This is a genomic window from Mesorhizobium sp. M0998, assembly GCF_040318885.1.
Taxonomy (GTDB): domain Bacteria; phylum Pseudomonadota; class Alphaproteobacteria; order Rhizobiales; family Rhizobiaceae; genus Mesorhizobium.
Genome location: NZ_JAMYND010000009.1, coordinates 15,657 through 41,619, shown reverse-complemented (window position 1 = coordinate 41,619; position 25,963 = coordinate 15,657). Strand labels below are relative to the sequence as shown.

The window sequence follows — 25,963 nt, the reverse complement described above, 5'->3', positions numbered from 1 at the left end:
CCGATCTATCCGAAGATCTTTTCGCCCTGCTCGTCGACCAGCTGGATGCCCTTTTTGATCGAGATGTCGACGGCATCATCAAGCCCGGCAAAGCGGTCGGCGCGGATGAATTTGTGCTCCTTCATCACGCCGTCGATCTCTTTCGAAACCACGCCGCTGGTCTGGTACTGGCCCTCCGCCTTGTAGGGCGTGGCGCTGATCAAAAATCCCTTGTGCTCGATCTGCTTTACAGGCGCCGCTGTCTTTGGCTCGGCGGCTTCGTTGCCTCCGCCGAAAAGACGCTTCAGAAAAGACATGGGGTATCCTCCAACGGCAATCATCCTGCACCACATAGCGCGGTGCAGGATGATTTTCAGTACCGGTCCTTGGCTGGACCGGCAAGGGCCGCCTGCGGCCTGCCGTTAGAGGTCAGTCGCGCGTCAGCGCTTCCAGGGCTTCCGCGGCAGCTTCCAATATGCTGATTGCCTCGGCCTGCTTTGCTTCAGGCGCATCGACGATCTCGCCGAGCGCGGCGCGTAGCCGGTGGCGCACGGCGCGAAACTCGTCGCGCTTTTCCGAGCGGCCGCGGCCGCGCCGGCCACCGTCGCCGTCATCGTTCCAGCCGAACCAGTCGCGCGCCTTGGCCATCTTGCGGCCGAAGCGCTCGAGATGTTCGAGCACGTGGTCGATCATCTCGCGATTTTCGTTGAGGTGCGCCTGCCCAGCCTCGGTGATTGAAAACACCTTCTTGTTGCCTTCCGCCGCAGAAACGGCGTAGCCGGCCTCCTCCAGGAAGGTCAGCGTCGGATAGACCACGCCGGGGCTCGGGCTGTAGACGCCGCTGGTGCGCTCCTCCAGCGCCTTGATGATGTCGTAGCCGTGCCGCGGCGCCTCGGCCAGCAGTGACAGCGTGATCAGCTTGAGATCGCCGTCGGCCAGCATGCGGCCGGCGCGGAACATGTCGCCCGGCCCGCCGCGTCCGCCGCCTCTCATGCCATGCCCGAACGGGCCAAAGCCGCCGCCACGTCCGCCGAACTTGCCGGCCATATGCATGAAGACGCGCTCGGCGCGTTCGCCGAAACGATGATGGCTGAAATGATTGTCTTTGTGCATTGTCTGCTCCTTGAGTTATGTCTTACGATATATCTCAACTAAGTGCCCGCCACGGCCGAGTCAAGATATATCTTACGATGTATCTGAAAATGGCACCAGCAGGATTGATTTCGCCAGCGAGGGCAGCTAGACGGTGCATGAGGGCCGAAGGCCGCTCCGTAAGCGTCTGACGTGAAGCAACGCATCCACCCCGGTCGTTCCGGGCAGTTACGCCGACAATACGGGCGAATGGATGCAAGGCGACGAACCGGATGCTTCAGGGAAATCCAAATGACCATGAAAACCCGGCGCAGCAAGCTGCCTGCGCGCAATGCCGCCGTGCTCGGCCCGCTGGTGCTGTCGTTGCTGATGACGTTCATCGTGTCGTTCATCTCGACACTGAAAAGCCTTGGCTTCCAGCCCGACATGCTGGCCACTTGGCTGACGGCTTGGGGCCTGTCCTGGCTGGTTGCCTTTCCGACGCTGCTGCTGGTGCTGCCGGTGGTGCGCCGCATCGTTGGCTGGCTTTGCGAGCCCGTGGCTCGATAGCAGGGCACGCGAAAGACCTGGAAACAATCTCCGGACCTTTCGGTGCGGAGCGAATAATACCCGTTACCAGCGGCCTTTGCGCCGGTTCCAGGCATAGAGCAGATCGGCAAAGCGATCATAGCCATAGCGCGTCAACGGCAGTGCGCCGGGATTGCCGAACAGCGTTGCGAGCCAGGCTTCGCCGGGCGTCGTGCGCCATACAGCAATGGCAACATCGGCGCCGACCAGCAATTTGCCGTCGGCGTCGATCGCATGCAGCCTGCGCCGGATGTCCTCCAGGCCGATGCCGTACCCGGCCAGCGCCGCCGGTTCGGCATTGATGTCGCGAAATTCGATCCGCCCGGCCTTGACCGCCTCGATCAGCCGCCGCTTCTGCCGGCTGATGCCGGCATCGCAGACCGGACAGCGCGTATTGTACCAGACAGTCAGCAGAGGCTTGGCCATGTTTCGAAACGGCACCAGAGGACACGCACGGATTATCCGAGAAATGCCGTTGCGCCGCAACGTGATACGATACCGGCGGAATGGCCGGCTTCGCTGATCCAGGTCGCCCAAAGGGTACGCAGCGGTTTTACGATAACGACATGCATAAAAAGAAGAGCCTAAAGCGCGTCGCAAGGGCCGTTCAGCGCGACGCGCTTCAGGCGCCGCGGCTCAGCCGAGCGAGGTGATGATCTCGCGATAGGCATCCTCGGGGAAAGCCTTGAGTGTCCGCGTCCTGACGTTTCCGCCCGTCGCCAGCATCAGCGAGAAACGAGCCAGGACAGCATCGTGGGGCGCTTCGAGCACGGCCACCATGTCACAATCCCCCATGGTGAGATAAAATGCCTTGAAGGACCCGCCCATGTCTCCCAGCAGCTTCTTGGCGGCATCGAGCCGCTTCGGCGATTCGCGCACATTTTTGGCGCCTTGCTCCGTCCAGTTGATCAGCACGATGTAAGTTGTCATGGCACACCTCCCTCCGGTGCCACGGAGCACGGCGTCTAACCGCCGGGGCGGGCATCCGGGTTTGTCGCCCAGAGAATGCGTCCGTCGCGGAATTATCCTCTCGTAGGGCGCGACCCGCAAGAGCGGCGCGTCCAATCGTGATCGCCTGTGTCCAAACGGAAAAGGGCGCCACCGGCGCCCTTTAAACTGCTTATCCGTCACCCGGCCTCAGCTGTCGAGGAAGCTTCTGAGCTTGCGCGACCGGCTCGGGTGCTTGAGCTTGCGCAGCGCCTTGGCTTCGATCTGGCGGATGCGCTCGCGGGTGACCGAGAACTGCTGGCCGACCTCTTCAAGCGTGTGGTCGGTGTTCATGCCGATGCCGAAGCGCATTCTGAGCACGCGCTCTTCGCGCGGCGTCAGCGAGGCCAGCACGCGCGTCGTCGTCTCGCGCAGATTGGCCTGGATCGCCGCGTCGATCGGCAGGATCGCCATCTTGTCCTCGATGAAGTCGCCAAGATGCGAATCCTCCTCGTCGCCGACCGGCGTTTCGAGCGAGATCGGCTCCTTGGCGATCTTCAGCACCTTGCGCACTTTTTCCAGCGGCATGGCGAGCTTTTCCGCCAGTTCTTCCGGCGTCGGCTCACGGCCGATCTCATGCAGCATTTGGCGCGAGGTGCGCACGATCTTGTTGATCGTTTCGATCATGTGCACCGGAATGCGGATGGTGCGCGCCTGGTCGGCGATCGAACGGGTGATCGCCTGCCGGATCCACCACGTCGCGTAGGTCGAGAACTTGTAGCCGCGGCGGTATTCGAATTTGTCGACCGCCTTCATCAGGCCGATATTGCCTTCCTGGATCAGGTCGAGGAACTGCAGGCCGCGATTGGTATATTTCTTGGCGATGGAGATGACGAGGCGCAGATTGGCCTCGACCATTTCCTTCTTGGCGATCGCGGCTTCGCGCTCGCCCTTCTGCACCTGGTTGACGATCTTGCGGAATTCCTGGATCGAAATCGCCGTCTCGGTGGCGAGGTTCTGGATCTCGGCGCGCAGGTCGCGGATGGCGTCCTTCTCGTTCTTGGTGAATTCCTTCCAGCCGCGCGAGGTCAGATTGCCGATCGAGCGCGTCCAGTTGGGATCGAGCTCCGAGCCCTGATATTCCTTGAGGAACTCCTCGCGACGCACGCCATAGCTTTCGGCCAGCCTGAGCAGCTTGCCTTCGTTCTGCACCAGGCGCTTGTTGATGTCGTAGAGCTGTTCGACCAGCGCCTCGATGCGCGCCGTGTTCAAGGACAGCGACTTCACCGCCTTGATCAGCTGGTCCTTCAATTCCTTCAGCCGGCGGTCCTGGCTGGGCGACAGCGTGCCAGCGGCAGCCAGCCGGTTCTCGACCTGCTGGTCCTGCAGCTTGCGCAGTTTCTTGTAGGTGTCGGCAATGACGTCGAGCGTCTCCATCACCTGCGGGCGCAGTTCCGCTTCCATGGCCGCCAGCGACAGGCTCGCCTCGTCATCGTCTTCCTCGTCGTCGTCCACCAGGCCACGCGTGTCGCCGCCGACATTGGTAATGTCGTCCTCGTCCTCGCGCGAACGGCGCGACTTTTCCTCGGTCTTGGCTTCCTCGATACGCTCGACAACCGGCGCCTGCTTGGCCTCCGGCCCGGCATAGGTCGCCTCGAGGTCGATGATCTCGCGCAGCAGGATCTTCGATTCGTTGAGCTCGTCACGCCAGATGATGATGGCCTGGAAAGTCAGCGGGCTTTCACAGAGGCCCGCGATCATCGTCTCGCGGCCGGCCTCGATGCGCTTGGCGATCGCGATTTCGCCCTCGCGCGACAGAAGCTCGACTGAGCCCATCTCGCGCAGATACATGCGGACCGGATCGTCGGTGCGGTCGGTCGGCTCTTTCTTGGTCGTGGTGGCGGCGACGGCGGTGCCGGTCTGCTCGGCCAGCTCGTTGGCGTCTTCCTCGGCGTCAGCGGCGGTATCGGCGGCTTCGGGCTCCTCGCCCTGCTCGTCGTCCTCGACCACGTTGATGCCCATGTCGGAAAGCATGGCCATCGTGTCCTCGATCTGCTCGGAGGTCACTTCCTCCGAGGGCAGCACCGAATTCAGCTCGTCCATGGTGACATAACCGCGTTTCTTGGCGGCCTTGATCATCTTCTTGACAGCATCGTCGGAAAGGTCGAGCAGAGGGCCATCGGTCGCGGCCTCGCGTTCGGTCTCGACTTCTTCCTTTTCTTTTGTCGCCATAGTCTTTATTTTCTCCAAGCGGCTGAGTATCAAAGCCGCGTAAGCTGCCGGTCCGGTCAAATTGGATGCGCTCTTTCCAGAACGCGCTTTACCGGGCCAGTAACTGCATCTCTCGTTAAGTCCAGATTAACCCTGATATCTGTGGCAAGCTGACTGCCTGTCCAGTGATCAGTACCTTACATCGCTGCATTCCCGTCGATGCCGGGGCGGGTTAACGTTTCGAATCGACCTGATTCCGCCATTCTGCCGGAAGGTCAAGCGCCTCTCGCATGATTCGCATGAAAAAAGCGAATCAATTACCCGACTTAGAGCACCGCACGCTTGATTCAACGCGCAAGCACGTCCTTACATTTCAGTCTTCTGGAGGCTTCGATCTAAACGCGCCCAGCTCTGCCCGACGATACGCCAAACCCTTCAATCAGCGCTTCCGTTGCCTGCACATCACGAAATTGCGCCTGGATTTCGACCAGGTGCCGGTAATTTTCGTCCGTGGGATCGCTGGCGAGCGCTGCTTCCGCCTGCTTCAGCTCCTTATGTAAGGTGCGCGCGCTGCGCTGCAAGTGGAGAGCTTGGCTGAACGCATCGCGAGCATCGTCGAGTGCTGCCGTTTCAAGCGCCGGCCATTGCCGCGCACGCTTGATCAGCGCCACCGCGCGCTGCCAGATCTCACCGCAGCCGGCCCGCTCGATCGTCGCGATTACAGCCTCGCGGTTGTTGGCCATATCGTGCGCCATAGCGTCGAGGATGGCCGCATGCAGCCGCTTCAGATCGGAATTGGCGAGATCGAGGAACTCGACATGGGCGAAATTCTCGTCGATCAGCACGGGATGGTTGACGAGGGCCGCAATGATCGTCGCCTCGCGCACCGACATGCCCTCGCCGCCGCGTTTGACCAGCGCCGAGCGGCCGAGGCTTTCGGTGATCGCGGTGCGCCCACCGGCATTGCCGCCACGTGCAAACTGTCCGCCGGGTGCTGAGACCCTGCCCGGGAAGCGCTCACCTGGCCGTCCGTCCTGACGTCCCTGGCGTCCGCGCTGGGTCCCGAAGAAGCTCTGTACGCGCTCGCGCATTTCCTGTTGGTAGTGATAACGAAGGCTCTCGTCGCGGATGCGGCTGGTCAGTTCGCGTAGCGTCTTTTCGAGCTCCGCCCGCCGTTCCGGCGTGTCGAAGATGCCGCCGGCGGTCTCGCGCATCCACAAGAGGTCGGCCAGCGGCCGTGCCTCGGAAAGCACGGCGCGGAACGCATCCGGCCCGTCACCCTTGACCAGATCGTCGGGATCCTTGCCCTCCGGCAGCAGGGCGAAGCGCACGGAGCGGCCTGCCTGGACCGCCGGCAGCGCCATGTCGGCGGCGCGCCACGCTGCCTTCAACCCGGCCTGGTCGCCGTCGAAGCACAGCACCGGCTCGCCAGCCATGCGCCATAGAAGTTCGAGCTGGTTTTCAGTCAACGCGGTGCCGAGCGGCGCCACCACGTTTTCGAAGCCGGCCTGCGCCAGCGCGATCACATCCATGTAGCCTTCGACGGCAATGACGGTGCCGCCCTTGGCCAGCGCCCCCTTTCCCAGTGATTGCCGCGCACGGGCGAAATTGTAGAGCACGTTGCCCTTGTGGAAGAGCTCCGTATCGGGCGAGTTCATATATTTGGCTAGCGCATCCGGCGCCAGTGCCCGCCCGCCGAAGGCGATGATCTTGCCCCTGGAATCCGGGATCGGGAACATGATGCGGTCGCGGAACCAATCGTAGGAAACCGGGACGTCGTCGCCATGGCGCACCAGCCCGCACGCCTCGATGTCGGCCTTGGGGACACCCCTGGCGGCAAGATGCTCCTTCAGCGCATTGCGGCTGTCGGGGGCATAGCCGAGGCGGAAAGACTGCTGCGTCGCCGGGGTCAGCCCTCGGTCGCGCAGATAGGCGCGGGCCTTTGCCCCTTCCGGTCCCTGCAGCCGTTCCTGGAAGAACGCCGTCGCCATCTCCATGACGTCAGTCAGGCTGGCGCGTTCCTTTTCGAGCCGCTCCTCCTGGGCATCGCGAACCGGCATCGGCACGCCGGCCATGTCGGCGATCTTCTCGACCGCTTCAGGAAAGCTCATCCCGTCAAGTTCGGTCAGGAACTTGAAATGGTCGCCCGAAACCGAGCAGCCGAAGCAATGGTAGCGGCCCTTCTTGTCCTCGCAGTGGAAGGACGGGCTCTTCTCGCCATGGAAGGGACAGCACGCCCAATAGTCGCCGCGCGGCGCGTTAGTCTTCTTCCTGTCCCACGCGACGCGCTGGCCGATCACCGAAGAAATCGGCACGCGGTCGCGGATCTCGTCGAGGAAAGCAGGCGGAAAGCGCATGGGGGACAGCTCGTTTGGCCTCCATATAATCACGCCGGCGAAGCCCGACGACTCCTAATGCGGAACCATACCCGGTTTTCACAGGGCCAAGGGGTCCAGGCGCCTGACGTTGCGTGGCTGCCACACCGCAGCGGGAATAGTCTCAAGCTTACCTGACCCGTGGCTTCAAGATTGACTTTGCATGAACTCGCCAATCTAGATGATCATAAGCAAAGGCGACTCGTCCGGAATTCAGCGCCCGTAGAGAGCAGGCCCGCCGGTCGGGGGATTTTGGGGGACGGGGTGACCGTAGCTCTGGATGCGCATGTCACCATGCGGCTGCGGCGTTTGCCGTTGTCCGCACTTTCCTTTCTGTTGTCGTCGATTTTCCTGCTTTTGTTCGCAACGCTGAGGCGCGCCCTCGCCGCCATTCTCGTGCTCGTGCTCGTGCCGACCGCGGCGTTCGCGCTGCCGACGGTGACCATCAACCAGGCAGCGGGCCAGAGCGATCCGGCGGGTTCGTCACCAATTCGGTTCGACGTGGTCTTCAGCGAGCCGGTGACCGGCTTCAATGGCAGCGACGTCGATCTTTCCGGCACCGCCGGCGCCACCACCGCGTCCGTTACCGGCTCCGGCAGCTCCTACAGCGTTTTGGTCAGCGGCATGACGGGTTCGGGGTCCGTCGTGGCCACAATACCGGCCGGCGTGGCGACCAACGCCGCCGTCGATCCGAACGAGCCCTCGACCAGCACCGACAATACCGTCACCTACAATCTGCCGCCACCGCCGCTGACAGTGACCATCAACCAGGCTGCCGGCCAGAGCGATCCGACCGGTTCGTCGCCAATCCTCTTCGACGTGGTCTTCAGCGAGCCGGTGACCGGCTTCAGCGGCAGCGACGTTGTGCTTTCCGGCACCGCCGGCGCCACCATCGCTGTCGTCACCGGCTCCGGCAGCACTTTCAGCGTCGCGGTCAGCGGCATGACGGGTTCAGGGTCCATCGTGGCCACAATACCGGCCGGCGTGGCGACCGACGCCGCCGTCGATCCGAACGAGCCCTCGACCAGCACCGACAATACCGTCACCTACAATCTGCCGCCACCGCCGCTGACAGTGACCATCAACCAGGCTGCCGGCCAGAGCGATCCGACCGGTTCGTCGCCAATCCTCTTCGACGTGGTCTTCAGCGAGCCGGTGACCGGCTTCAGCGGCAGCGACGTTGTGCTTTCCGGCACCGCCGGCGCCACCATCGCTGTCGTCACCGGCTCCGGCAGCACTTTCAGCGTCGCGGTCAGCGGCATGACGGGTTCAGGGTCCGTCGTGGCCACAATACCGGCCGGCGTGGCAACCAATGCCGCCGTCGATGCGAACGAAGCCTCGACCAGCACCGACAACACGGTCACCTTTACACCGCCCGTGATCACGGTCTCGCCGCCGTCATTGCCCAGTCCGGTCTACAACCAGGCCTATTCGCAGCAGCTGACGGCCAGCGGCGGTATGACGCCCTACACTTTCGCGCTGACGTCCGGAACCCTCCCGTCGGGCATCAGCTTCGACGCGGCCGGTCTGCTCTCCGGAATCCCGACTAATACCGGCACGTTCGACCTGGTCGTGGCGGCAACCGACGCAAACGGTTTCATCGGTTCGAAATCCTACACGCTGATCATTGCCGAGCCGACCGTCGAGCTGACGCCGGCATCCTTGCCAAACCCCGTATACAACCAGGCCTATTCGCAACAGCTTGCGGCCAGCGGCGGCGCGGTGCCTTATACTTTCGCGCTGACGTCCGGAACCCTCCCGTCGGGCATCAGCTTCGACGCGACCGGTCTGCTCTCCGGTACCCCGACCAATACCGGCACATTCGACTTCACCGCAGTTGCAACCGATCAGAATGGGAAATCCGGTTCCAAGGCCTATTCGGTGACCATCGACAAGCTTGGCACCACCACCTTGGTCGTTTCCAGCCTCAACCCTTCCAATCAGGGCGATCAGGTCACTTTCACGGCAACGGTTTCGGCTCCCGGCAACCCGCCGCCGGCCGGAACGGTCACCTTCAGTGTCGACGGCTCGCCCGCTGCTACGGTCGCGCTCGCCGGCGGTACCGCTGCCCTGACGACGTCCGCCCTCCCGGTCGGCACCCGTCAGGTTGTCGCGACCTACAATGGCGACGCGAACAACGCGACAAGCACCTCCAGCGCGCTCGCCCAGGAAGTCCACGCCCTGGGCTCCATCACCATCCGCCAGACCACCGACAGCGGCGACGGCTCCTTCGGCTTCTCCTCGCCGGCGCCCGGCCTCAACTTCACCATCGCCACCAGCAGCGGCTCCGGCGACGGACCGGCCGTTTCGCTGCCGACCGGCTCCTACAGCATCACCGCCGCCGACATGACCGCCGCCGGCTTCGCCTTGACCTCGATCAGTTGCAACGATGGCGATTCCGTCGGCAATGTGGCGAACCGCACGGCTGTGATCAACATGGCGCCCGGCGAAAGCGTCGTCTGCACGTTCGCCAGCACCAATTCACGCGAAAATACCACGGCGCTCATCAAGGAATTCATGGAGACACGCGCCAGCCTCATCCTGGAGAACCAGCCCGACATCCAGCGCCGCATCGACCGGCTCGACGGCGTCGCCGGCGGCGGCAGCCCAGTGGCCACCCTGCTCGCGTACCTGCCCGGCATGGCCGACACCAACTCGGTCAATGTCAGCGCAAGCCTTGCCTCCATGCGGCGGCTTGGCGGGGAAGATGCCAACAGCCTGTTCGACATCTGGTTCGAAGGCACTTACAGCCGCTTCGACATCAATGACCAAGACGGCAAATTCGCCCTCGCAACCTTTGGCGCCGACTATCTGGTCAGCCGCAATCTGCTTGTTGGCGCCTTCGTCCAGATCGATCGTACCGACGGCTTCACCGGCAGCGGCGGCGGAACCGCCGAGGGCACCGGCTGGATCGCCGGGCCTTATTTGACCGCTCGGCTGACGGACAATCTGTATTTCGATTTGCTCGCCGGAGCTGGAACATCCTCGAACAGCGTCAGCCCCATGGATACCTACACCGACGGCTTCGACGCCAGCCGTTGGCTGGTCAGCGCCACGCTGCAAGGGGAATGGCAATATGACGCCTGGACCTTCTCGCCGCGGGCGCGCTTCTCCTATTTCGAGGAAAAATCGGGAGCCTATGTCGACGGCCTGAACGTCCCCATTCCCTCCGTCACCGCCGGCCTCGGCCAGATCGCCTTCGGCCCCGGCGTTTCCTATCGCCATGTCACGGATGACGACGTTACCCTCGACTTTAACCTGCGGCTCGACGGCGTCTTCGACATAAGCGACACAGCGACCGAAAGCGGCGCCGACAATTTCCATGGCCGCGTCGGAGCCGGCGTCGATACCCGCATGCCGGGCGGCATGCGTCTCGGCCTCTCCACCAGCTATGGCGGCATCGGCTCCGATTCGGCGAAGTATTTCAGCGGAACCGTGAAACTTTCGGCCGCGCTGAATTAGGATCAAGATGGACCAATGAAAAAAGGCGGCCTTGGTGGGCCGCCTCTCTTTCATTGACCAGCGCCGTGCCGGTCAGACGTTCCGCGGTCACTGCGTGGCGATGGCGCCGAAGATCAAGCCGGAAAGAACGCTGACCAGCAGATAGTCATTGCCAACCCGGATCCATTCCTGCCCGGGACCCGGACGGCGCAGGCCATAGTGGCGATAGTCGCGGATCGGCTGGTGACGCTTCCAGCTGGAATATCTCTGGCCGTTGCGCCAATGGCTGCGCTTCACAACGATCTTCTTCTTCACTAGGACGCGCTTGTTCACGTCGACATGCTTGTTCACGTCGACATGCCTGCCAGGCTTCTGCCAGTCGACCTGGCTGTAGTTCGACTGCGGCGCGTTTGGTGTGTTCAGAGGTGCGGCCTGGCCCTGCCAGGTGGTTGCAGCCAGCATCGAGAAGGCAATGGCGGAAAGAACGATGCGTTTCATGGCGGGTACTCCTTGGTTGTCGATGCCTACGGAATAGAGCCGGAAGGATGAACCGAAACTGAACACCGAGATTACGTTTTCGTAATGATTTCTTACATTTAGAACGACTAATTCAGCGCTACCTTTAAAGCGGGCGCCCGAGAATGGACGCATGACCCGCCGCAACTCCGCAGGCTATGCAACCATTTTGTCAGCCATCCATTTCCGACACGCCCCGTCGCGTGGCAACACGCGTCCGAACCGGGCAAAATTTATTATTCGGCTAAAATAAATCGGAGTAATATCAACCTCTGCAATGTCCACGATTCGCGCCCACTTTTGCCTCTTTGACTTCACCGCGCCCGCGTCGCTGGCACCTGTCGCGTTGCGGGGCCTGGCATGAGTGGCTCGGTCGTCTTGCTGCACCTGGCCGGTGCGGTCGCACTGATGCTGTTTGCCACCCGTCTGGTGAAGACCGGCGTCGAGCGCGCCTATGGCGATGTGCTGCGCCACAAACTGCGCGCCACAATGCGCAATCCGTTCATGGCGGTTCTGGCCGGCTGCGGCCTGGCTGTCGCGCTGCAAAGCTCGACCGCCGTCACCTTGCTGGTCGGCTCGTTCGCCGGCTCCGGTATTGTCAGCGGCATGTCGGGCCAGCTTGCGGTGCGCGGCGCCGAGATCGGCTCGGCACTCGTGGTCAAGCTGCTCACCTTCGATCTGTCGCTGCTGGTGCCGATCTGCCTGGTCGCCGGCACCGTCATGTTCATGGCCACCGAGCGGCGCGACTGGCGCCAGTTCGGCCGCATCCTGGTCGGCATCGGCCTGCTGCTTCTGTCGCTGGAGATGATCGGCCAGGCGTCGGAGCCGCTGCGCCAGAGCACGCTGATGCCGCTCATCGTCGATTACTTCTCCGGCGATCCGGTTACCGCCTATCTTCTGGCGGCGTTGGTCACCTGGCTGTTCCATTCCTCGATCGCCGCGGTGCTGCTGATGGTGACGCTGGCCGGCCGCGGCTTCATCCCGCCCGAACTCGGTATCGTGCTGGTGCTGGGTGTCAATCTCGGCTCTTCGATCATCGCGCCGCTTCTAACCCGCAACGCAGAACCCGGCGTTCGTATCGTGCCGATCGGCAATCTCCTGATGCGCGGCATGGGTTCGCTGATCATGCTGATCCTGTTCCTGACGTTCAAACCGCCGGTCGCCTTCTTGGGCAACACGGTGCCCGAGCAGATCGTCAATGCCCACATTGTCTTCAACATCCTGATCCTGATCGCCGGCCTACCGCTGGCGAGCCTGGTCTATCGCGCCTCGGAAAGGATCGTGGCGTTGGGCACCAAGCCCCAGGCCGCCAACGCGCTCGACGTCGTCGAGCTTTCGGCGCTCAACGAAAGTGCGCTCGACGTGCCGAGCCAGGCATTGGCCAACGCCACCCGCGAGGTGGTGCGGGTCTGCGAAACGGTCGAGATCATGCTGAAACGGATCATCGAGCTCTATGAGAGCGCCGATGCCGACAAGATCGGCGCGTTGGCCGCACTCGACGACCGTGTCGACAGGAAGCACGCTGCGATCAAGCTCTATCTGGCCAGGGTCACCAAGAACCCGCTGAGCGAGGACGAGGCGCTGCGTTGCCAGGAGCTGATCGGCGCCTGCGTCAAGCTGGAGCAGGTCGGCGACATCATCGTGCGCAACATGCTGGTCCACGTGAAGAAGAAATTCGAGCGTGGGCTGGAGTTCACGCCGGAAGGCTGGCGTGAGCTTTGCGCCTTCCATGCCTTGGTGCTTGCCAATGCCAGGCTTGCCTTCAACGTGCTGGTGTCCCGCGATCCGGAGACCGCTCGCCAGTTGGTGCTGGAAAAGGACCGGCTGCGCGACCGCGAGAAGGAAACCAGCCAGAGCCATTTCGTGCGGCTGCGCGACGGCACCGCCAAGAGTGTCGAGACCAGTTCCATCCATCTCGACACCATTCGCGACCTCAAGCAGATCAACTCGCTGCTCGCCTCGATGGCCTATCCCGTTCTTGAAGAGCGTGGCCTGCTCACCGGTTCGCGGCTGAAGGCCGGATAGATTGCATCCACAGGCCGGGAAGCTTCACAACATCGCCTATGAAAATTGCTGTGGGCCAATGCGCAGAAATTATCTTTGCGCCACCTCCTGTCTGTCGGCTAAAGATCGCCGCATCTACCGGAAGGAAAGTCGATGGACACCCATTCTCGCAGCTTCGCCAAAGCGCTTTCCTGGCGCATCACCGGCACCATCGATACGATGATCATTTCGCTCGTCGTGACCGGAAGCATTAAGCTCGCCGCTGCCATCGGCCTGACCGAGGTCGTCACCAAGTCGCTGCTCTACTATCTTCACGAACGTGCGTGGCTGAAAATTCCTTACGGGAGGAAGGCAGCCGCCTAGCTCTTGCCTCCGCGCGGACGCCTGACCGGCGATCAAGAAAAGCTAAAGCGGCGTCGACAATTTCTGGATTGCCCGCTGCCCTCATCCGTGGTTTGAGGCGACCTTACCCGAGGATCGCCTTTCCGCCATGCTCCCCCTCATTGCCCTGTTCATTGCCGCCTTCGCCTTCGGCACCACCGAATTCGTCATCGCCGGCGTGCTGCCGCAGGTGGCGGAGGGCCTTGGCGTCGCGATCCCGACCGCCGGCTATCTCGTTTCCGGCTATGCCGGCGGCATTGCAGTCGGCGGCCCGCTGCTGGCGCTCGCCACCAAAAGCTTCTCCCGCAAGGCCCTGCTGCTTGGACTGACTGCAGCCTTCACCATCGGCCAGGCCGCCTGTGCGCTGGCGCCCGACTTCGCCTCGATGCTGCTGTTGCGGATAGCGGTGGCCGTGGCGCATGGCGCCTATTTCGGCGTTGCCATGGTGGTGGCCGTCGGCCTCGTGCGCGAAGACCAGCGCGGCATGGCGGTGGCGCTGATCCTGTCCGGCCTCACCGTATCGAACGTAATCGGCGTTCCGGCCGGCACGGCAATCGGCAACATCTGGGGATGGCGTGCGACATTCTGGGTGATGTGCGCGCTCGGTGTGGTGGCCTTCACGGCAATCGGCGCCCTGCTGCCGCGCAAGACGGGATCGTCGAGCCCGTCGGCGAGCCTTGGAAGCGAGGTCCGCGTGCTCGCACGCCAGCAGGTCTGGACCTCGCTCATTATTATGCTGATGCTGATGATCGGCCAGTTCGGCCTGTTCACCTACATCACGCCGACGCTGCTTGAGGTCACCGGCCTCGACGAGAAATGGATACCTTGGGTGCTCTTGCTCAACGGGGTCGGCGCAACGATCGGCGTCTTCGTCGGCGGGCGGCTCGCCGACTGGAAGCTGATGCCGTCGCTCATCGCCATGCTTTTCCTACAGGCGGCAATGCTCGCCTTGATCTACGCTGTCAGCCCTTACCCGCTGCCGATGGTGATAGCGATCTTCGTCTGGGGCGGCCTCAACTTTGCCATCGGCACGCCGATCCAGACCCGCATCCTGACCTGGACCGCGGACGCCTCCAACCTTGCCTCGTCGCTCATCCCGTCGGGCTTCAATGTCGGCATCGCGCTCGCCGCATCGCTCGGCGCGGCGATGCTCAATGCCGGCTATGGCTATCGCAGCCTGCCGGTGGTTGGCGCGATCGCCATGCTGGTCGCGGTCGCGGTTGCGCTTGCCTCGCATGTCTGGGAATGGCGCAGCCGGGCTGCGCCGCCGCTGCCGGCTGCCGCCGAATAGGGCTGCAGATCGATCCGGTAGCGCAGGCTTTCCGCGCCGCCATAGGCGGCGTCCTCGAAGAAACGCCCGACGAGCCGGCCGCCATTGGCCAGAACGACCTTCTGCGAGGGCATATTGTGAGGCTTGCAGGTGATTTCGACGAAGGGCAGGCCAACCGCCCTCGCCTCCACCAGCATCAGCCGCAGCGCCTCGGTCGCATAGCCGCGTCCCCGTTTCCACGGCACCACCGCATAGCCGATGTGGCCGAGCACATGCGACGGCAGCGCCGCGGTGCCGTGCTGCCAGCGCAGGCCGATTGAGCCTGCGACTTCCCCGTCCCAGATCCAGCGCCGGAATCCGGGCAGCCGCGGCACCGTCGGGCAAGGTGATCGGCGGTCCCTTGCCATCGGAATCGTCGAGATCGCCAAGGAAAGTCGCTGGATCCTTTTCGATAGCCGCAAGCTGCTCGCGCGTCGCGTCGAGCAGCCGCACATTGTCCGGCGACCAGCCGCGCTCGAGGGCCGCCTTGTAGGACGGCAGGTGTTCAAACGCCGGTTTGACGAGTTCGATCACGGGCGCGAGCTTTTGGCTGCCGGATTGCGGGCGCGACGGCAAGGGCCTTCGGCGGCTTACTGCAGCAGGCTCTTGACGATGCCGCTCGCCTTGGAGAAATCCATCTGGCCGGCGTATTTTTCCTTGAGCGCCGCCATCACCTTGCCCATGTCCTTGACGCCGCTGGCACCAGTCTCGGCGATGGCGGAACGGACGGCGCTTTCCGTCTCGGCCTGGCCCAGCTGCGTCGGCAGGAAGTCGCGGATGATGGCCATCTCGTCGCGCTCCTGCGCTGCAAGCTCCGGCCGCTTGCCGTCATCGAACGCCTTGGCCGATTCTTCGCGCTGCTTCACCATCTTGGCCAGGATCTGCAGGATCTCGTCATCGCTCGCCGGCTCCTTGCCGGCGCCACGATTGGCGATGTCGCGGTCGTGAATGGCCGCCTGGATCAGACGCAATGTCGGCAGCCGCCGCTTGTCCTGCGACTTCATCGCGCTCTTCAGGGATTCGGCGACTTTGCCTCGCATGGTGCTTTCTCCTTCGAATGCGGCGGACAATAGTCGTGCCGATAGCTCAAGGCAAATGCGACACTACCGCCAAATCCCTGATATTGTTCGACGAAATAAATCCGGGCTCGCACTTCCTGGAATCATTGACCGCCTCGGCGCCTTCCCCTATCTACTGGGCCTTGCATGAATTGAATTCTAGTGCACGTCGCCCAAAAATGCGTAGCGGTTTTGGGCAACGACAGGCACAAATGAAAACTTAGCGCGCCGAGGCTGTGAGATCGCCGCTTCGCGCCTTTCGTTGCGCCGACTAAGGTCGCAACCTTTAGGAGTGCCGCCATGGCAACGATGACAGCCGCGTCGACCCCCCCTTGGGCCAGCGAGAGGCCGACAGCCCTGCTGGTGCTGGCCGACGGCACTGTCATAGAGGGCCGCGGTCTGGGCGCCACCGGCTCCGCCGTCGCCGAGGTCTGCTTCAACACCGCGCTGACCGGCTACCAGGAGATACTCACCGACCCATCCTATGCCGGCCAGATCGTCACTTTCACCTTTCCGCATATCGGCAATATCGGCACCAATGACGAAGACATCGAGGACCTCAACCCGCTGGCCCGCGCCGGCGCGGTCGGCGCCGTGTTCAAGGCCGATGTCACCAACCCGTCGAATTACCGCGCCGGAACCGGTCTCGACCAGTGGCTGAAGAAGCGCGGCATCGTCGCACTTTCAGGCATCGACACGCGGGCGCTGACCGCGCTGATCCGCGAAAAGGGCATGCCTAATGCCGTCATCGCGCACGCGCCCGACGGTATCTTCGACGTCGATGACCTCAAGCGGCGCGCCGCCGCATGGTCAGGGCTTATCGGGCTTGATCTCGCCAAGGAGGTGACCTCCGGCCAGTCATCGGTCTGGCGCGAGACGCCCTGGGTCTGGAACGAGGGCTTTGGCGAACAGGCTGATCCGTCGATGCACGTCGTTGCCGTCGACTACGGCGTCAAGCGCAACATATTGCGCCTGCTGGCCGGCCTCGGCGCCAAGGTCACTGTGGTGCCGGCAAAAACCGGCGCCGAGGAGATCCTGGCGATGCGGCCCGACGGCATTTTTCTATCCAACGGCCCTGGCGATCCGGAAGCCACCGGCGACTACGCCGTGCCGGTCATTCAGGATCTTTTGAAGACCGATATCCCGCTTTTCGGCATCTGCCTCGGCCACCAGATGCTGGCGCTGGCGCTGGGCGGCAAGACCGCAAAAATGCATCAGGGCCACCACGGCGCCAATCATCCGGTCAAGGACCACACCACCGGCAAGGTCGAGATCGTCTCGATGAACCATGGCTTTGCCGTCGACGCCGACTCGTTGCCGAGCGGTGTCGAGGAAACCCATGTCTCGCTGTTCGACGGTTCGAATTGCGGCATTGCGCTCACCGGCAGACCGGTCTTCTCGGTCCAGCATCATCCCGAAGCCTCGCCCGGCCCGCAGGATTCGCACTATCTGTTTCGCCGCTTCGTCAACTTGATCCGCGAAAAGCGCGGCGAGCCGGCACTGGCCGAGCGTGTTTAGCGCATTGCGTAAAAACGGATTTGACTGACGGCGCCGGCCGGGCTCCCGGCGCCGATCAAGCCCCGTCCGTCACGGCTTCCCGCGCGTGCATGCGTTTGACTTCCTTCGGCGTCGGCTTGGCCACCCTGGTGACGAAGACGACGAGCGCCAGCGTGAGGAAAATCGCGCCGAGCAGATAGGGGGCACCGCCGAAAACCACGGGCGCGTTCGGGCCCGTGAACCAGGAAAAGATCGCCGTATAAAGCAGCGGTGTGATGATCGAGGTGATCGAGAAGATCGAGGTCATTGCGCCTTGGAGTTCGCCCTGGGCGGAAGGTGGCACCTTGGCGGCCGCCAGGCTTCTGAGCGGCGGGTCGGCCAACGCCTCGAGACATCCGACGACGATCACTGCATAGATCATCCAGCCTTGTGACGCGAAGGCGTAGCCGAAGGCGCTGAGTGCGGTAAATGCCAGACCGATTACCGCCGTCTTCCACTCGCCGAGCTTAGGGATCACGCGCGGCAGGACTGTCGCCATGACGATCGCCCCGCACAGGCCGAAAGCGCCGAGCGAGAAGCCGATCTGTTGTTCGCTCCAGCCATAGCGATAACTGGAGACGAACGACCAGACCGCAGGATACATCATGTGCCCCAGCGTCATCAGAAAGAAGACAAGTCCGATCCAGCCGATACCTTCGTAGTTGCGCATCTGGACGAGCGTGCCGACCGGGTTCGCGCGTTTCCACTCGAAGCGGCGACGGTGCTTGTTATCAAGTGTTTCCGGCAACAGAAACAGCGCGATCAGAAAGTTTGCGAAAGCAAGCCCGGCAGCGAAATAGAACGGCACACGCGGCCCGAACGTGCCGAGCAACCCGCCCAGAACCGGCCCGATGACGAAGCCGACGCCGAAAGCAATGCCGAGCAGCCCGAAATTCTTCGCACGATTTTCGTCGGTCGAGATATCGGCAATGAACGCCGATGTCGTGGAATAACTGGCGCCGGAAATGCCGGCCAGCACGCGGCCGATGAACAGCATCGGATAGGACCAGGCGATAGCGCAGATCAGATTGTCGATAGCGAACGTCAGCACCGAGGCAAGCAGGATTGGCCGCCGCCCGAACCGGTCGCTCAACCCGCCCATCACTGGTGCGAAAACGAACTGCATCGCGGCATAGACGAAGAACAGCCAACCGCCCTCGATAGCCGCCTCGCTGATGCCGACGCCGGTCAATTCCCTGAGATAGGCCGGCAGCACCGGCATAATGATGCCGAAGCCGATGATGTCGAGCAGCAGGGTGGTGAAAACAAGCGCAAGGCCCCGCCTGGCGGTTTTGGGGTCTATCATGATGGTATCTCCTCAGGCCGCCCGAGCTAACGGGAACACACCTTATAGGCGAGCACATCGCTGGGAACAATGAGGGAACGGCCAGAGTGCTTTCATCCTGACATCCCCTGACTGCGATCCAGTCTCTCGGATTACGAGAAAACCGTCGGCTCAGATCGGGTTGTTGAACGTGTCGCAGTCCGAAAGCTTGCCGTTCTGGAAGCCTCGCGCCAGCCAGGTCTGCCGCTGCTGCGACGTGCCGTGGTTGAAGCTTTCCGGCACGACGTAGCCCTGCATCTTCTTCTGCAGCGTGTCGTCGCCGATCTGCTTGGCGGCGTTCAGTGCCTCCGCCATGTCGCCCTGTTCCAAGATGCCTTTCTGACCGGTGAAATGCGCCCAGATGCCGGCAAAGCAGTCGGCCTGCAACTCGACCTGCACCGACATGTGGTTGGCGTCCGCTTCGCCCATGCTCTGCCGCATCTGGTTGAATTTGGGCAGGATGCCGACGAGGTTCTGCACATGGTGGCCGACCTCATGCGCGATCACATAGGCCTGTGCGAAATCGCCCGAGGCACCGAACTGCTGATCGAGCTGCTGGAAGAAGGTGGTGTCGAGATAGACTTTGCGATCGTTGGGGCAGTAGAATGGTCCGGCCGCTGACGAGGCAGAGCCGCAAGCAGAGCCGATCCGTCCGCTGAACAGGACCAGTTTTGGATCTTGATAGGTCAGGCCCTCGGACTGAAAAATACCGGTCCACGTGTCCTCGGTCTCGGCCAGCACAGTCGACACGAACTGCTTCATCTCGTCGGAGGCGGGCGCACCGGTGCCGCCGCCTTGCGCACCGCTATTGTCGGTGATCTGACCGCCGCCGGGCTGCAAGCCGCTGTTATCGAGGATCTGACTCGGGTCGAAGCCGAAATACCACCCTGCCAGGAAAATCAACCCTACGATGATAATGCCCGACATGCCGCCGCCGCCCGCGCGACCGCCGATCGGGATGCGAAACTGCCCCGGCCCGCCGCCAAGCCCGCCGCTCTGGCCGCGCTCGTCCTCGACATTGTCACTCTGACGACGGCCCTTCCAGAGCATGGCAACCCCCGTGATGCAATTTTCCGGCCGATCGGGCCGTGTCCCGGTTCGATCGGACACGACAACAATTATCTCAACGGTTACGCCAAGTCACAGTATTTTTCGTGCGAACAAGCAATGCTTGCTGACGCTTGCCTGCTCTGGCCGAGACATCGCAAGGTCTGTGCCGTTCACCCTGCTCGTGGGAAGCGAGTCGCGCGAAGAGATACGCTGGCCGTGCTTTTCAGCGGGCGGCGATTATTGCCTTGCGAAAGGCTTCGAGCGTCTCGGCGCTGACATGATGCTCGATGCCCTCGGCGTCGATGCGCGCCGTCTCGGCGCTGACCCCGAGCGAGCGCAGGAAGGCCTCGACCGTCTGGTGGCGAATGCGGCTCTCTTCCGCAACCTTGCGGCCGGCATCGGTCAGGAACACGCCGCGATAAGGCTTCCGGGAGACCAGCCCGTCGGCGCACAGCCGCGTCAGCATTTTCGCGACCGTCGGCTGAGCGACGCCGAGCCGTGCCGCGATATCGACCTGGCGCGCCTCGTTGCCATCCTCGATCAGGTCGGCGATGAGCTCGACATAATCCTCGACCAGCGCGCTGCGGCGCGCTTCACGCGTCTGCCTGAAGCCTTCCGAGTGGATTTCTGCGTCAGGCAGCGGCTTTTCGCGAGGAACCGGTCTTTTCTTCAGCGCCAATACGCGCTCCTCCCGGCAGTTTGAATCGACATTGCGGTCATAACACGGAACCCTATTGGTTCTGGCCGTTTATTTCCATTCGGTGGCCGGCGCAACCGGCGTTCACTGCCGTTCCGGCCGCACGCCAAGCGGCCACAAGAAAAAGCTTAGACAATGAAATATAGCATATTGCATAATGTTCAGCCGTGGCATAGATAAGGAGACACCATCGATCGTTCCAGTGGAAAGCCATTTCATGTCGGAAGCCGAAGCCACCTCAGCCCCCCGGTCCATGTGGCGATTTGCCCGCCCGGAGGACGACGAGCAGCCCAGCCTTCGCGAAGTCAACGCAACGATCGCGGTGCCGCACTCGGGGATCTGGCTTCGCCGGCTGTTCGCCTTCATGGGGCCGGGCTACATGGTTTCGGTCGGCTATATGGATCCGGGCAATTGGGCGACCGACCTCGCCGGCGGGGCCCAATTCGGCTACACGCTGCTTTTCATCATCATGTTGTCGAACCTGATGGCGATCCTGCTGCAGGCACTCGCCGCCCGGCTCGGCATCGCCACCGGCCGCGACCTTGCGCAGGCGTGCCGCGCCTATTATCCGCGACCAGTCAATTTCATGCTTTGGGTCGCTTGCGAACTGGCCATCATCGCCTGCGACCTGGCCGAGGTCATTGGCACGGCGATCGCCTTGCAACTGCTGTTCGGCATTCCGCTGATAGGCGGCGCCATCATCACCGCGCTTGATGCCTTCCTGCTGCTGCTGCTGATGAACAAGGGCTTCCGTTTCCTCGAGGCCTTCATCATAGCGCTTTTGATTATCATCTTCGGCTGCTTCGCCATTCAGATCTTTGCCGCCGCCCCGCCGGTCGGCTCCATCCTGCACGCGATGTTCGTGCCGTCGTCCGAGATCGTCACCAATCCGGCCATGCTCTACATCGCCATCGGCATCATCGGCGCCACGGTGATGCCGCACAATCTCTATCTGCACTCCTCGATCGTGCAGACCCGGGCCTACGAGCGCACCGATCGCGGCAAGCGCGATGCCATCAAATGGGCGACGACCGACTCGACCATCGCGCTGATACTGGCGTTGTTCGTCAATGCTTCCATCCTTATCGTGTCGGCGGTGGCGTTCCACGGCACCGGTCATCATGACGTTGCCGAGATCGGCCAGGCCTTCGAGCTTCTGTCGCCGCTGCTTGGCCTCGGCATCGCTTCCATCCTGTTTGCCGTAGCGCTGCTCGCCTCCGGCCTGAACTCGACGGTGACGGCGACGCTCGCCGGCCAGATCGTGATGGAAGGGTTCTTGCGGCTGCGCATCCCGCAATGGGCGCGCCGCCTGCTGACGCGCGGCATCGCCATCATCCCGGTGGTGGTGGTCACCGCGCTCTATGGCGAGAAGGGAACCGGCCAGTTGCTGGTCTTCAGCCAGGTAATCCTGTCGATGCAGCTCCCCTTCGCTGTCGTACCGCTGGTGCAGTTCGTCTCGGACAAGCGCAAGATGGGCAATTTCGCCATTTCGCGCGCCGTCGCCGTACTGGCCTGGGTGGTTGCCGCGCTCATCCTGGTGCTCAACTTCAAGCTGCTCTACGATACGGTCGTTGGCTTGGGCTGAGCGTTCTCGGCTCCAAGCTGAGACGATAAGGTCGGCAGTCACCTGCCCCCGGTCCTAGACTAGAAATTTGCCGGCCGCTGTCGGACAAATGTCCGTTCGCCCGTCCTTGGCTCGAACTCCGGCCATGACGGCACGGACCAGGGAAAGGGAGCTCCAATGAGGAAGATCATCGCCGCAACATTCGTCAGCCTCGACGGCGTCATGCAGGCGCCCGGCGGCCCGCAAGAGGACCCTGTCGGCGGCTTCAAATTCGGCGGCTGGACGTTTCACTACTGGGACGATGTGATGCGCGCCGCGATGGGCGAGACGTTTTCAAAACCGTTCGCGCTGCTTCTCGGCCGCAAGACTTACGACATCTTCGCCGCCCACTGGCCTTATCAGAAGAATGATCCGATCGCCGACAGCTTCAACGCCGTCACCAAATATGTGGCGACGCACAGGCCGGATTCGCTGTCCTGGCAAAACAGCCAGCCGCTCGGCAGCGATGTCGTCGCGACGTTGCGCCGGATGAAGCAGGAGGACGGCCCGGACCTGCTCATTCAGGGATCGAGCGAGCTGATCCAGACCTTGCTCGCCAATGACCTGATCGACGAGATCAGCCTGCTGATTTTCCCGCTGGTGCTGGGCAAGGGCAAAAAACTGTTCGGCAGCGGCACAATACCCGCCGCCTTCAAGCTGACCCGTTCGCAGGCATCGACCACCGGTGTCATCATGGCGAGCTATGAACGCTCCGGCGAGATCAAGACCGGGTCATTTGCCACGGAGCAGCCGTCCGAAGCCGAGATCGAGCGGCGCAAGAACTGGAAGTAGATGCCGCAGGGCGATCAAGGACGGCTGAACACTGGCCGTCCTTTTTGCTGTTTTTAAGCCGCCTCTCGTCGCCCTGCCAACCCATCGCGGAGGTGGCCCGCGAATGCCAGTGCAGCCGGCGCGACGGCGTGCTTCGGCAAATGCAGATTGATCGAAAAATTCGGCAATGACGGCAGCTCCGGATCGTTGGCCAAAATGTCGAGGTCGACAGGCACGGTCGACGCCAACCAGGTGGTGACGGCCAAGTCCGAACGCACTGTCGCCGTCGTCGCGTCGATGCTGCCGTTTTCGAATACGGTGCGCCATTCCAGCCCATGCTCGTTAAGCGCCTCCAGCACCACCGGGCGGAACGCACAGGTCTCGGCGACCATCGAAACCGGCAAGGGGCGTTTGCTGCGGGCGGCGCCGCCTTTGGCGCCGACCCAGACCAGCCGGTCGACAACAAGGCATTCGCCGGCCGACCGACCGATCGGCTCCTCGATCACCGCGAGCTCTATCGTGCCGGTCGCCAAGGCTGCGGCCAGCTCCGGCGACGAAGCACAGACAAGCGAGATCTCGACCTGCGGATAGGCTTCGGCATAGGCCTTCAGCACCGGCGCAAGCAAGGTGCCGACAAGGTCGTACGGCACGCCAAGCCGCACCTGACCGGCAACTGCATCGCCCGCCATCTCCGCCAGGATCTCGTCATTGAGGGAAAGCAGGCGCTTGCCCTTGCCGAATAACTGCTCGCCGGAGCGGGTCAGCCGCAATCCACGCCGATCGCGATCGAACAGGCTGCAGCCGAGAACCTCTTCCAAACGCTTGATCTGCTGGCTGACGGCACCTTGCGTCAAATGCAGCGCGTTGGCCGCCGCCGTCATGCTGGCCTTGTCGGCAACGGTGACGAAGGTTCGAACCAGGGCAGTATCGAGGTTGCGGAGCATCCGGCTATTATATTTGCTAATGCATGTCATAGCAAACATTGCATTTACTGATGAGCCGAACAGCCTACCGTGCAGGCTTCAAAGGAAGCAGCATGTTTGAACCTGTCCTTCCCCTCGTCCTGTTCGCGCTGGTCTCAACCTCAACGCCCGGCATGGCCACGACCTTGTCGACGGCGTCCGGCGCGCAGTTCGGCTTTCGCCGCTCTATCCCGCTGATGGCCGGGAGTGCGGCCGGCCTGGCCACGGTGGCTGCGGCAGGTGCTGCCGGGCTCGCCGGTCTGCTGGCCGCCGCTCCTTCGCTGCAACTGGCAATGAAAATGGCCGGTACCCTCTATCTGACGTGGCTTTCCCTCAAGATCGGCCGCAGCGGTCCGCCCAATCTGGACGTGGCCATGGCAAAGCCGAACAGCTTTTTGGGCGGCGCCGGCCTGCAATGGATGAACCCAAAGGGCTGGGCCATGGGGCTGGGAGCGGCGGCATCCTTTGCCGGGCTCGCCAACGGGCCGCTGCAGCTCGCCTTGCTGCTCGGCACGGTCTTCGGCCTTGCAGCGGCCCTATCGCTGGCAGCATGGTGCGTGGCGGGCACGCTGCTCGCCGGGTTGCTGCGAACCGAGCGGCAGTGGCGCATGCTCAACGCCGTGCTTGGCCTGCTGCTGGCCGCCTCGATCATCCCGATGTGGCGGACAGCGTAAGATCAGTCTTTAGCCATGTCAGGCAGCGTAACGCGCCGCCGGCTTGCCCGCCAGAAGACTGCCGAAGAAGCCTTGCCGCGCACCAAGATAGGTTTCCAACCCAGCCGGATCGGAGAGCCCGGGCGCGGTGACGGTTTCGCCCTTGGCCAGGCCGACAAGCGCTGCATCGACCAGATCGTCGGCAGTCATAACGATCTCTGCCGGCAGGTCGGCAATATCGCTTCCGGCAACTTCCCAGAATTCTGTCCGCGTAGCCCCCGGCAAGACCACCTGCACGGCGACCTTCGTGCCCGCGACTTCCCGCTGCAAGGCCTCCGTGAAGTTGACGACATAAGCCTTTGTGCCGCTGTAGATGCCGCCGAACGAGGTGTCGAAGGCCAGCACCGACGCGATGTTGACGATTGCGCCGCGGTTGCGCGCCAGCAGCTCCGGCAGAACCGCGCGGGTCAAACGAGTCAAAGCCACGACATTGACCTTGATCATGCGCTCGGCCACATCAGCGTCGGCCGTTGCCACCATCTGCGCGCCGCCAAGGCCGGCATTGTTGACCAGCAGCGTCACGCTGTCGTCGGTTGATATCGCCTGCTCGACCCGCCGCAGATCGCCGTCGTCGGCCAGGTCGGCGCTGATCACACTGATTTTGATGCCATACGCGTAGCGGAGCCTCTCCGCCAATTCCTTCAGCCGGTCGGCGCGCCGCGCCACCAGCACCAGATCGTAACCTTGGCCGGCGAGCCGGTTGGCATAGACCGCGCCGATGCCGGAGGAGGCGCCGGTGACGACCGCCGTGCCTTTGTCCTGATTGCTCATTGTCTTGTTCCTTCTGGTTCGATTCCAAATGCCAGTGCCGCAGGGCAACACCTCTGCTTCGACTGGCACACGATTTATTGGTATATGCCACTATTTGAAAGTAGGCATATGCCACCATCTTGTCAATCCGGGGAGCAAGGACTATTTCTGGTTTGCATCGAGGGGTCCCTTCCGGCCCCTGATTGGAAATCCGCCAATGTCCCAAACCACCCTGCCCGGCCTGGCGCTTTGCAACAACGCCATGCTGCGCCGCGCGACGCGGAAACTCGGCCAGTTCTATGACGATGTGCTCGCGCCCTCCGGCATTAAGGCCACGCAACAGGGCCTGCTTTATCAAATCCACGTCGGCAACGAACCGACGATGGGTGCCATCGCCGCGGCCCTCGTCATGGACCTGTCGGCCCTCGGTCATACGCTGAAGCCGCTGATCCGGGACGGCTATGTCGAGACCTTCGCCGACCCTGTCGACCGCCGCATCAGGCGCGTCAGGCTGACATCGCAGGGCCGGATCAAGCTCGAAGAAGCTCTGAAGCTGTGGCAGGTCGCTCAGCAGCGCTTCGAGGAGATGTTTGGAAAAGAGCAGGCGGCAAGCCTGCGAGCGGCACTGGACGAAATCGCCGCGCTGGATTTTGACGCACCGCCGCCGCGACTTCAACTATCGGCGGCCGGCAGCCAA

At 62.8% G+C, this 25,963-nt stretch carries 22 protein-coding genes and 2 pseudogenes; 10 read left to right on the top strand and 14 right to left on the bottom strand.

From position 1 onward, the window contains the following. Positions 1 to 5: 5 nt before the first annotated feature. Complete coding sequence (locus tag NKH59_RS10860) at positions 6 to 296, bottom strand: HlyU family transcriptional regulator (protein ID WP_353021776.1); 291 nt, start codon at positions 294 to 296, stop codon at positions 6 to 8. 112 nt (positions 297 to 408) lie between these two features. Continuing rightward, a complete protein-coding gene (locus tag NKH59_RS10855; RefSeq protein ID WP_352491496.1) occupies positions 409 to 1,092 on the bottom strand; it encodes a PadR family transcriptional regulator in 684 nt (227 codons plus the stop codon). Between the two features lie 270 nt (positions 1,093 to 1,362). Here NKH59_RS10855 and NKH59_RS10850 point away from each other — a divergent pair, with 270 nt between their 5' ends. Then, on the top strand, positions 1,363 to 1,620 hold the full coding sequence (locus NKH59_RS10850) for a DUF2798 domain-containing protein (RefSeq protein WP_352542056.1): 258 nt from the start codon (positions 1,363 to 1,365) through the stop codon (positions 1,618 to 1,620). 63 nt (positions 1,621 to 1,683) lie between these two features. On the opposite strand, the gene NKH59_RS10845 is transcribed toward NKH59_RS10850, so the two are convergent. The 4 genes from NKH59_RS10845 to dnaG form a co-directional block, all read right to left on the bottom strand. Continuing rightward, complete coding sequence (locus NKH59_RS10845) at positions 1,684 to 2,064, bottom strand: thiol-disulfide oxidoreductase DCC family protein (RefSeq protein ID WP_352542055.1); 381 nt, start codon at positions 2,062 to 2,064, stop codon at positions 1,684 to 1,686. 210 nt (positions 2,065 to 2,274) lie between these two features. Continuing rightward, positions 2,275 to 2,568, bottom strand: coding sequence for a GYD domain-containing protein (locus tag NKH59_RS10840; protein ID WP_353021773.1), 294 nt, complete (start codon positions 2,566 to 2,568; stop codon positions 2,275 to 2,277). A 207-nt stretch (positions 2,569 to 2,775) separates the two neighbouring features. After that, complete coding sequence (gene rpoD, locus NKH59_RS10835; RefSeq protein ID WP_023678297.1) at positions 2,776 to 4,797, bottom strand: RNA polymerase sigma factor RpoD; 2,022 nt, start codon at positions 4,795 to 4,797, stop codon at positions 2,776 to 2,778. Between the two features lie 374 nt (positions 4,798 to 5,171). After that, a complete protein-coding gene (dnaG, locus tag NKH59_RS10830; protein WP_353021770.1) occupies positions 5,172 to 7,133 on the bottom strand; it encodes a DNA primase in 1,962 nt (653 codons plus the stop codon). 282 nt (positions 7,134 to 7,415) lie between these two features. On the opposite strand from dnaG, the gene NKH59_RS10825 reads away from it, so the two are divergent. After that, entirely contained in the window at positions 7,416 to 10,613 is a 3,198-nt protein-coding gene (locus tag NKH59_RS10825; RefSeq protein WP_353021768.1) for a putative Ig domain-containing protein, read from the top strand. Between the two features lie 87 nt (positions 10,614 to 10,700). Here NKH59_RS10825 and NKH59_RS10820 read toward each other — a convergent pair whose 3' ends face one another. Further along, complete coding sequence (locus NKH59_RS10820; protein ID WP_352473947.1) at positions 10,701 to 11,090, bottom strand: RcnB family protein; 390 nt, start codon at positions 11,088 to 11,090, stop codon at positions 10,701 to 10,703. A gap of 378 nt (positions 11,091 to 11,468) precedes the next feature. Here NKH59_RS10820 and NKH59_RS10815 point away from each other — a divergent pair, with 378 nt between their 5' ends. The 3 genes from NKH59_RS10815 to NKH59_RS10805 all read left to right on the top strand — a co-directional run bounded on the left by NKH59_RS10815 (position 11,469) and on the right by NKH59_RS10805 (position 14,784). Further along, complete coding sequence (locus NKH59_RS10815; protein WP_352473946.1) at positions 11,469 to 13,133, top strand: Na/Pi cotransporter family protein; 1,665 nt, start codon at positions 11,469 to 11,471, stop codon at positions 13,131 to 13,133. 132 nt (positions 13,134 to 13,265) lie between these two features. Beyond that, positions 13,266 to 13,475 carry a DUF2061 domain-containing protein gene (locus NKH59_RS10810; RefSeq protein ID WP_292658743.1) on the top strand — a complete coding sequence of 70 codons (210 nt, stop codon included), beginning with the start codon at positions 13,266 to 13,268 and terminating at the stop codon, positions 13,473 to 13,475. 127 nt (positions 13,476 to 13,602) lie between these two features. Next, positions 13,603 to 14,784: an MFS transporter gene (locus NKH59_RS10805; RefSeq protein ID WP_352772051.1), complete on the top strand. Its 1,182-nt coding sequence runs from the start codon at positions 13,603 to 13,605 to the stop codon at positions 14,782 to 14,784. A gap of 5 nt (positions 14,785 to 14,789) precedes the next feature. Here the strand turns inward: NKH59_RS10805 and NKH59_RS10800 are convergent. Continuing rightward, positions 14,790 to 15,336 (bottom strand): annotated as a pseudogene (locus NKH59_RS10800) (GNAT family N-acetyltransferase); the annotation flags it as partial. A 56-nt stretch (positions 15,337 to 15,392) separates the two neighbouring features. Beyond that, complete coding sequence (locus NKH59_RS10795) at positions 15,393 to 15,842, bottom strand: GatB/YqeY domain-containing protein (protein WP_352822024.1); 450 nt, start codon at positions 15,840 to 15,842, stop codon at positions 15,393 to 15,395. A 318-nt stretch (positions 15,843 to 16,160) separates the two neighbouring features. On the opposite strand from NKH59_RS10795, the gene carA reads away from it, so the two are divergent. After that, positions 16,161 to 17,378, top strand: coding sequence for a glutamine-hydrolyzing carbamoyl-phosphate synthase small subunit (carA, locus tag NKH59_RS10790; RefSeq protein WP_353021766.1), 1,218 nt, complete (start codon positions 16,161 to 16,163; stop codon positions 17,376 to 17,378). A gap of 55 nt (positions 17,379 to 17,433) precedes the next feature. Here the strand turns inward: carA and NKH59_RS10785 are convergent, their stop codons facing one another. The 3 genes from NKH59_RS10785 to mntR form a co-directional block, all read right to left on the bottom strand. Beyond that, complete coding sequence (locus NKH59_RS10785) at positions 17,434 to 18,702, bottom strand: TCR/Tet family MFS transporter (protein WP_352473940.1); 1,269 nt, start codon at positions 18,700 to 18,702, stop codon at positions 17,434 to 17,436. A 150-nt stretch (positions 18,703 to 18,852) separates the two neighbouring features. Beyond that, positions 18,853 to 19,770 carry a KPN_02809 family neutral zinc metallopeptidase gene (gene ypfJ, locus NKH59_RS10780; protein ID WP_352473939.1) on the bottom strand — a complete coding sequence of 306 codons (918 nt, stop codon included), beginning with the start codon at positions 19,768 to 19,770 and terminating at the stop codon, positions 18,853 to 18,855. Positions 19,771 to 19,993: 223 nt separating this feature from the next. Beyond that, on the bottom strand, positions 19,994 to 20,449 hold the full coding sequence (gene mntR / locus NKH59_RS10775) for a manganese-binding transcriptional regulator MntR (protein ID WP_023678308.1): 456 nt from the start codon (positions 20,447 to 20,449) through the stop codon (positions 19,994 to 19,996). 235 nt (positions 20,450 to 20,684) lie between these two features. Here mntR and NKH59_RS10770 point away from each other — a divergent pair, with 235 nt between their 5' ends. After that, the gene (locus tag NKH59_RS10770) at positions 20,685 to 22,052 is read left to right on the top strand and encodes an Nramp family divalent metal transporter (RefSeq protein ID WP_352473938.1); all 1,368 of its coding nucleotides are present in this window, start codon (positions 20,685 to 20,687) and stop codon (positions 22,050 to 22,052) included. Between the two features lie 156 nt (positions 22,053 to 22,208). Beyond that, on the top strand, positions 22,209 to 22,862 hold the full coding sequence (locus NKH59_RS10765) for a dihydrofolate reductase family protein (protein WP_352473936.1): 654 nt from the start codon (positions 22,209 to 22,211) through the stop codon (positions 22,860 to 22,862). A 53-nt stretch (positions 22,863 to 22,915) separates the two neighbouring features. Here the strand turns inward: NKH59_RS10765 and NKH59_RS10760 are convergent, their stop codons facing one another. Further along, positions 22,916 to 23,785 (bottom strand): LysR family transcriptional regulator, encoded by an 870-nt coding sequence (locus NKH59_RS10760; protein WP_352980933.1) that lies wholly within the window; start codon positions 23,783 to 23,785, stop codon positions 22,916 to 22,918. Between the two features lie 92 nt (positions 23,786 to 23,877). On the opposite strand from NKH59_RS10760, the gene NKH59_RS10755 reads away from it, so the two are divergent. After that, positions 23,878 to 24,477, top strand: a complete 600-nt coding sequence (locus tag NKH59_RS10755) for a LysE family translocator (protein WP_352541090.1) — start codon at positions 23,878 to 23,880, stop codon at positions 24,475 to 24,477. A gap of 18 nt (positions 24,478 to 24,495) precedes the next feature. On the opposite strand, the gene NKH59_RS10750 is transcribed toward NKH59_RS10755, so the two are convergent. Next, entirely contained in the window at positions 24,496 to 25,287 is a 792-nt protein-coding gene (locus NKH59_RS10750) for an SDR family NAD(P)-dependent oxidoreductase (protein ID WP_353021763.1), read from the bottom strand. Between the two features lie 196 nt (positions 25,288 to 25,483). Here NKH59_RS10750 and NKH59_RS10745 point away from each other — a divergent pair. Beyond that, positions 25,484 to 25,930, top strand: a pseudogene (locus tag NKH59_RS10745) (MarR family winged helix-turn-helix transcriptional regulator); the annotation flags it as partial. Positions 25,931 to 25,963: the final 33 nt, after the last annotated feature.

What these genes read in the sequence shown, in the direction of transcription:
- carA (WP_353021766.1), top strand. Translation starts at nt 16,161, where the DNA reads ATGGCAACGATGACAGCCGCGTCGACCCCCCCTTGGGCCAGCGAGAGG.
- NKH59_RS10805 (WP_352772051.1), top strand. Translation starts at nt 13,603, where the DNA reads ATGCTCCCCCTCATTGCCCTGTTCATTGCCGCCTTCGCCTTCGGCACC.
- NKH59_RS10765 (WP_352473936.1), top strand. Translation starts at nt 22,209, where the DNA reads ATGAGGAAGATCATCGCCGCAACATTCGTCAGCCTCGACGGCGTCATG.
- NKH59_RS10860 (WP_353021776.1), bottom strand. Translation starts at nt 296, where the DNA reads ATGTCTTTTCTGAAGCGTCTTTTCGGCGGAGGCAACGAAGCCGCCGAG.
- NKH59_RS10855 (WP_352491496.1), bottom strand. Translation starts at nt 1,092, where the DNA reads ATGCACAAAGACAATCATTTCAGCCATCATCGTTTCGGCGAACGCGCC.
- NKH59_RS10795 (WP_352822024.1), bottom strand. Translation starts at nt 15,842, where the DNA reads ATGCGAGGCAAAGTCGCCGAATCCCTGAAGAGCGCGATGAAGTCGCAG.
- rpoD (WP_023678297.1), bottom strand. Translation starts at nt 4,797, where the DNA reads ATGGCGACAAAAGAAAAGGAAGAAGTCGAGACCGAACGCGAGGCCGCG.
- dnaG (WP_353021770.1), bottom strand. Translation starts at nt 7,133, where the DNA reads ATGCGCTTTCCGCCTGCTTTCCTCGACGAGATCCGCGACCGCGTGCCG.
- NKH59_RS10755 (WP_352541090.1), top strand. Translation starts at nt 23,878, where the DNA reads ATGTTTGAACCTGTCCTTCCCCTCGTCCTGTTCGCGCTGGTCTCAACC.
- NKH59_RS10850 (WP_352542056.1), top strand. Translation starts at nt 1,363, where the DNA reads ATGACCATGAAAACCCGGCGCAGCAAGCTGCCTGCGCGCAATGCCGCC.
- NKH59_RS10770 (WP_352473938.1), top strand. Translation starts at nt 20,685, where the DNA reads ATGTCGGAAGCCGAAGCCACCTCAGCCCCCCGGTCCATGTGGCGATTT.
- NKH59_RS10840 (WP_353021773.1), bottom strand. Translation starts at nt 2,568, where the DNA reads ATGACAACTTACATCGTGCTGATCAACTGGACGGAGCAAGGCGCCAAA.
- ypfJ (WP_352473939.1), bottom strand. Translation starts at nt 19,770, where the DNA reads ATGCTCTGGAAGGGCCGTCGTCAGAGTGACAATGTCGAGGACGAGCGC.
- NKH59_RS10845 (WP_352542055.1), bottom strand. Translation starts at nt 2,064, where the DNA reads ATGGCCAAGCCTCTGCTGACTGTCTGGTACAATACGCGCTGTCCGGTC.
- NKH59_RS10750 (WP_353021763.1), bottom strand. Translation starts at nt 25,287, where the DNA reads ATGAGCAATCAGGACAAAGGCACGGCGGTCGTCACCGGCGCCTCCTCC.
- NKH59_RS10760 (WP_352980933.1), bottom strand. Translation starts at nt 23,785, where the DNA reads ATGCTCCGCAACCTCGATACTGCCCTGGTTCGAACCTTCGTCACCGTT.
- NKH59_RS10810 (WP_292658743.1), top strand. Translation starts at nt 13,266, where the DNA reads ATGGACACCCATTCTCGCAGCTTCGCCAAAGCGCTTTCCTGGCGCATC.
- NKH59_RS10785 (WP_352473940.1), bottom strand. Translation starts at nt 18,702, where the DNA reads ATGATAGACCCCAAAACCGCCAGGCGGGGCCTTGCGCTTGTTTTCACC.
- NKH59_RS10820 (WP_352473947.1), bottom strand. Translation starts at nt 11,090, where the DNA reads ATGAAACGCATCGTTCTTTCCGCCATTGCCTTCTCGATGCTGGCTGCA.
- NKH59_RS10815 (WP_352473946.1), top strand. Translation starts at nt 11,469, where the DNA reads ATGAGTGGCTCGGTCGTCTTGCTGCACCTGGCCGGTGCGGTCGCACTG.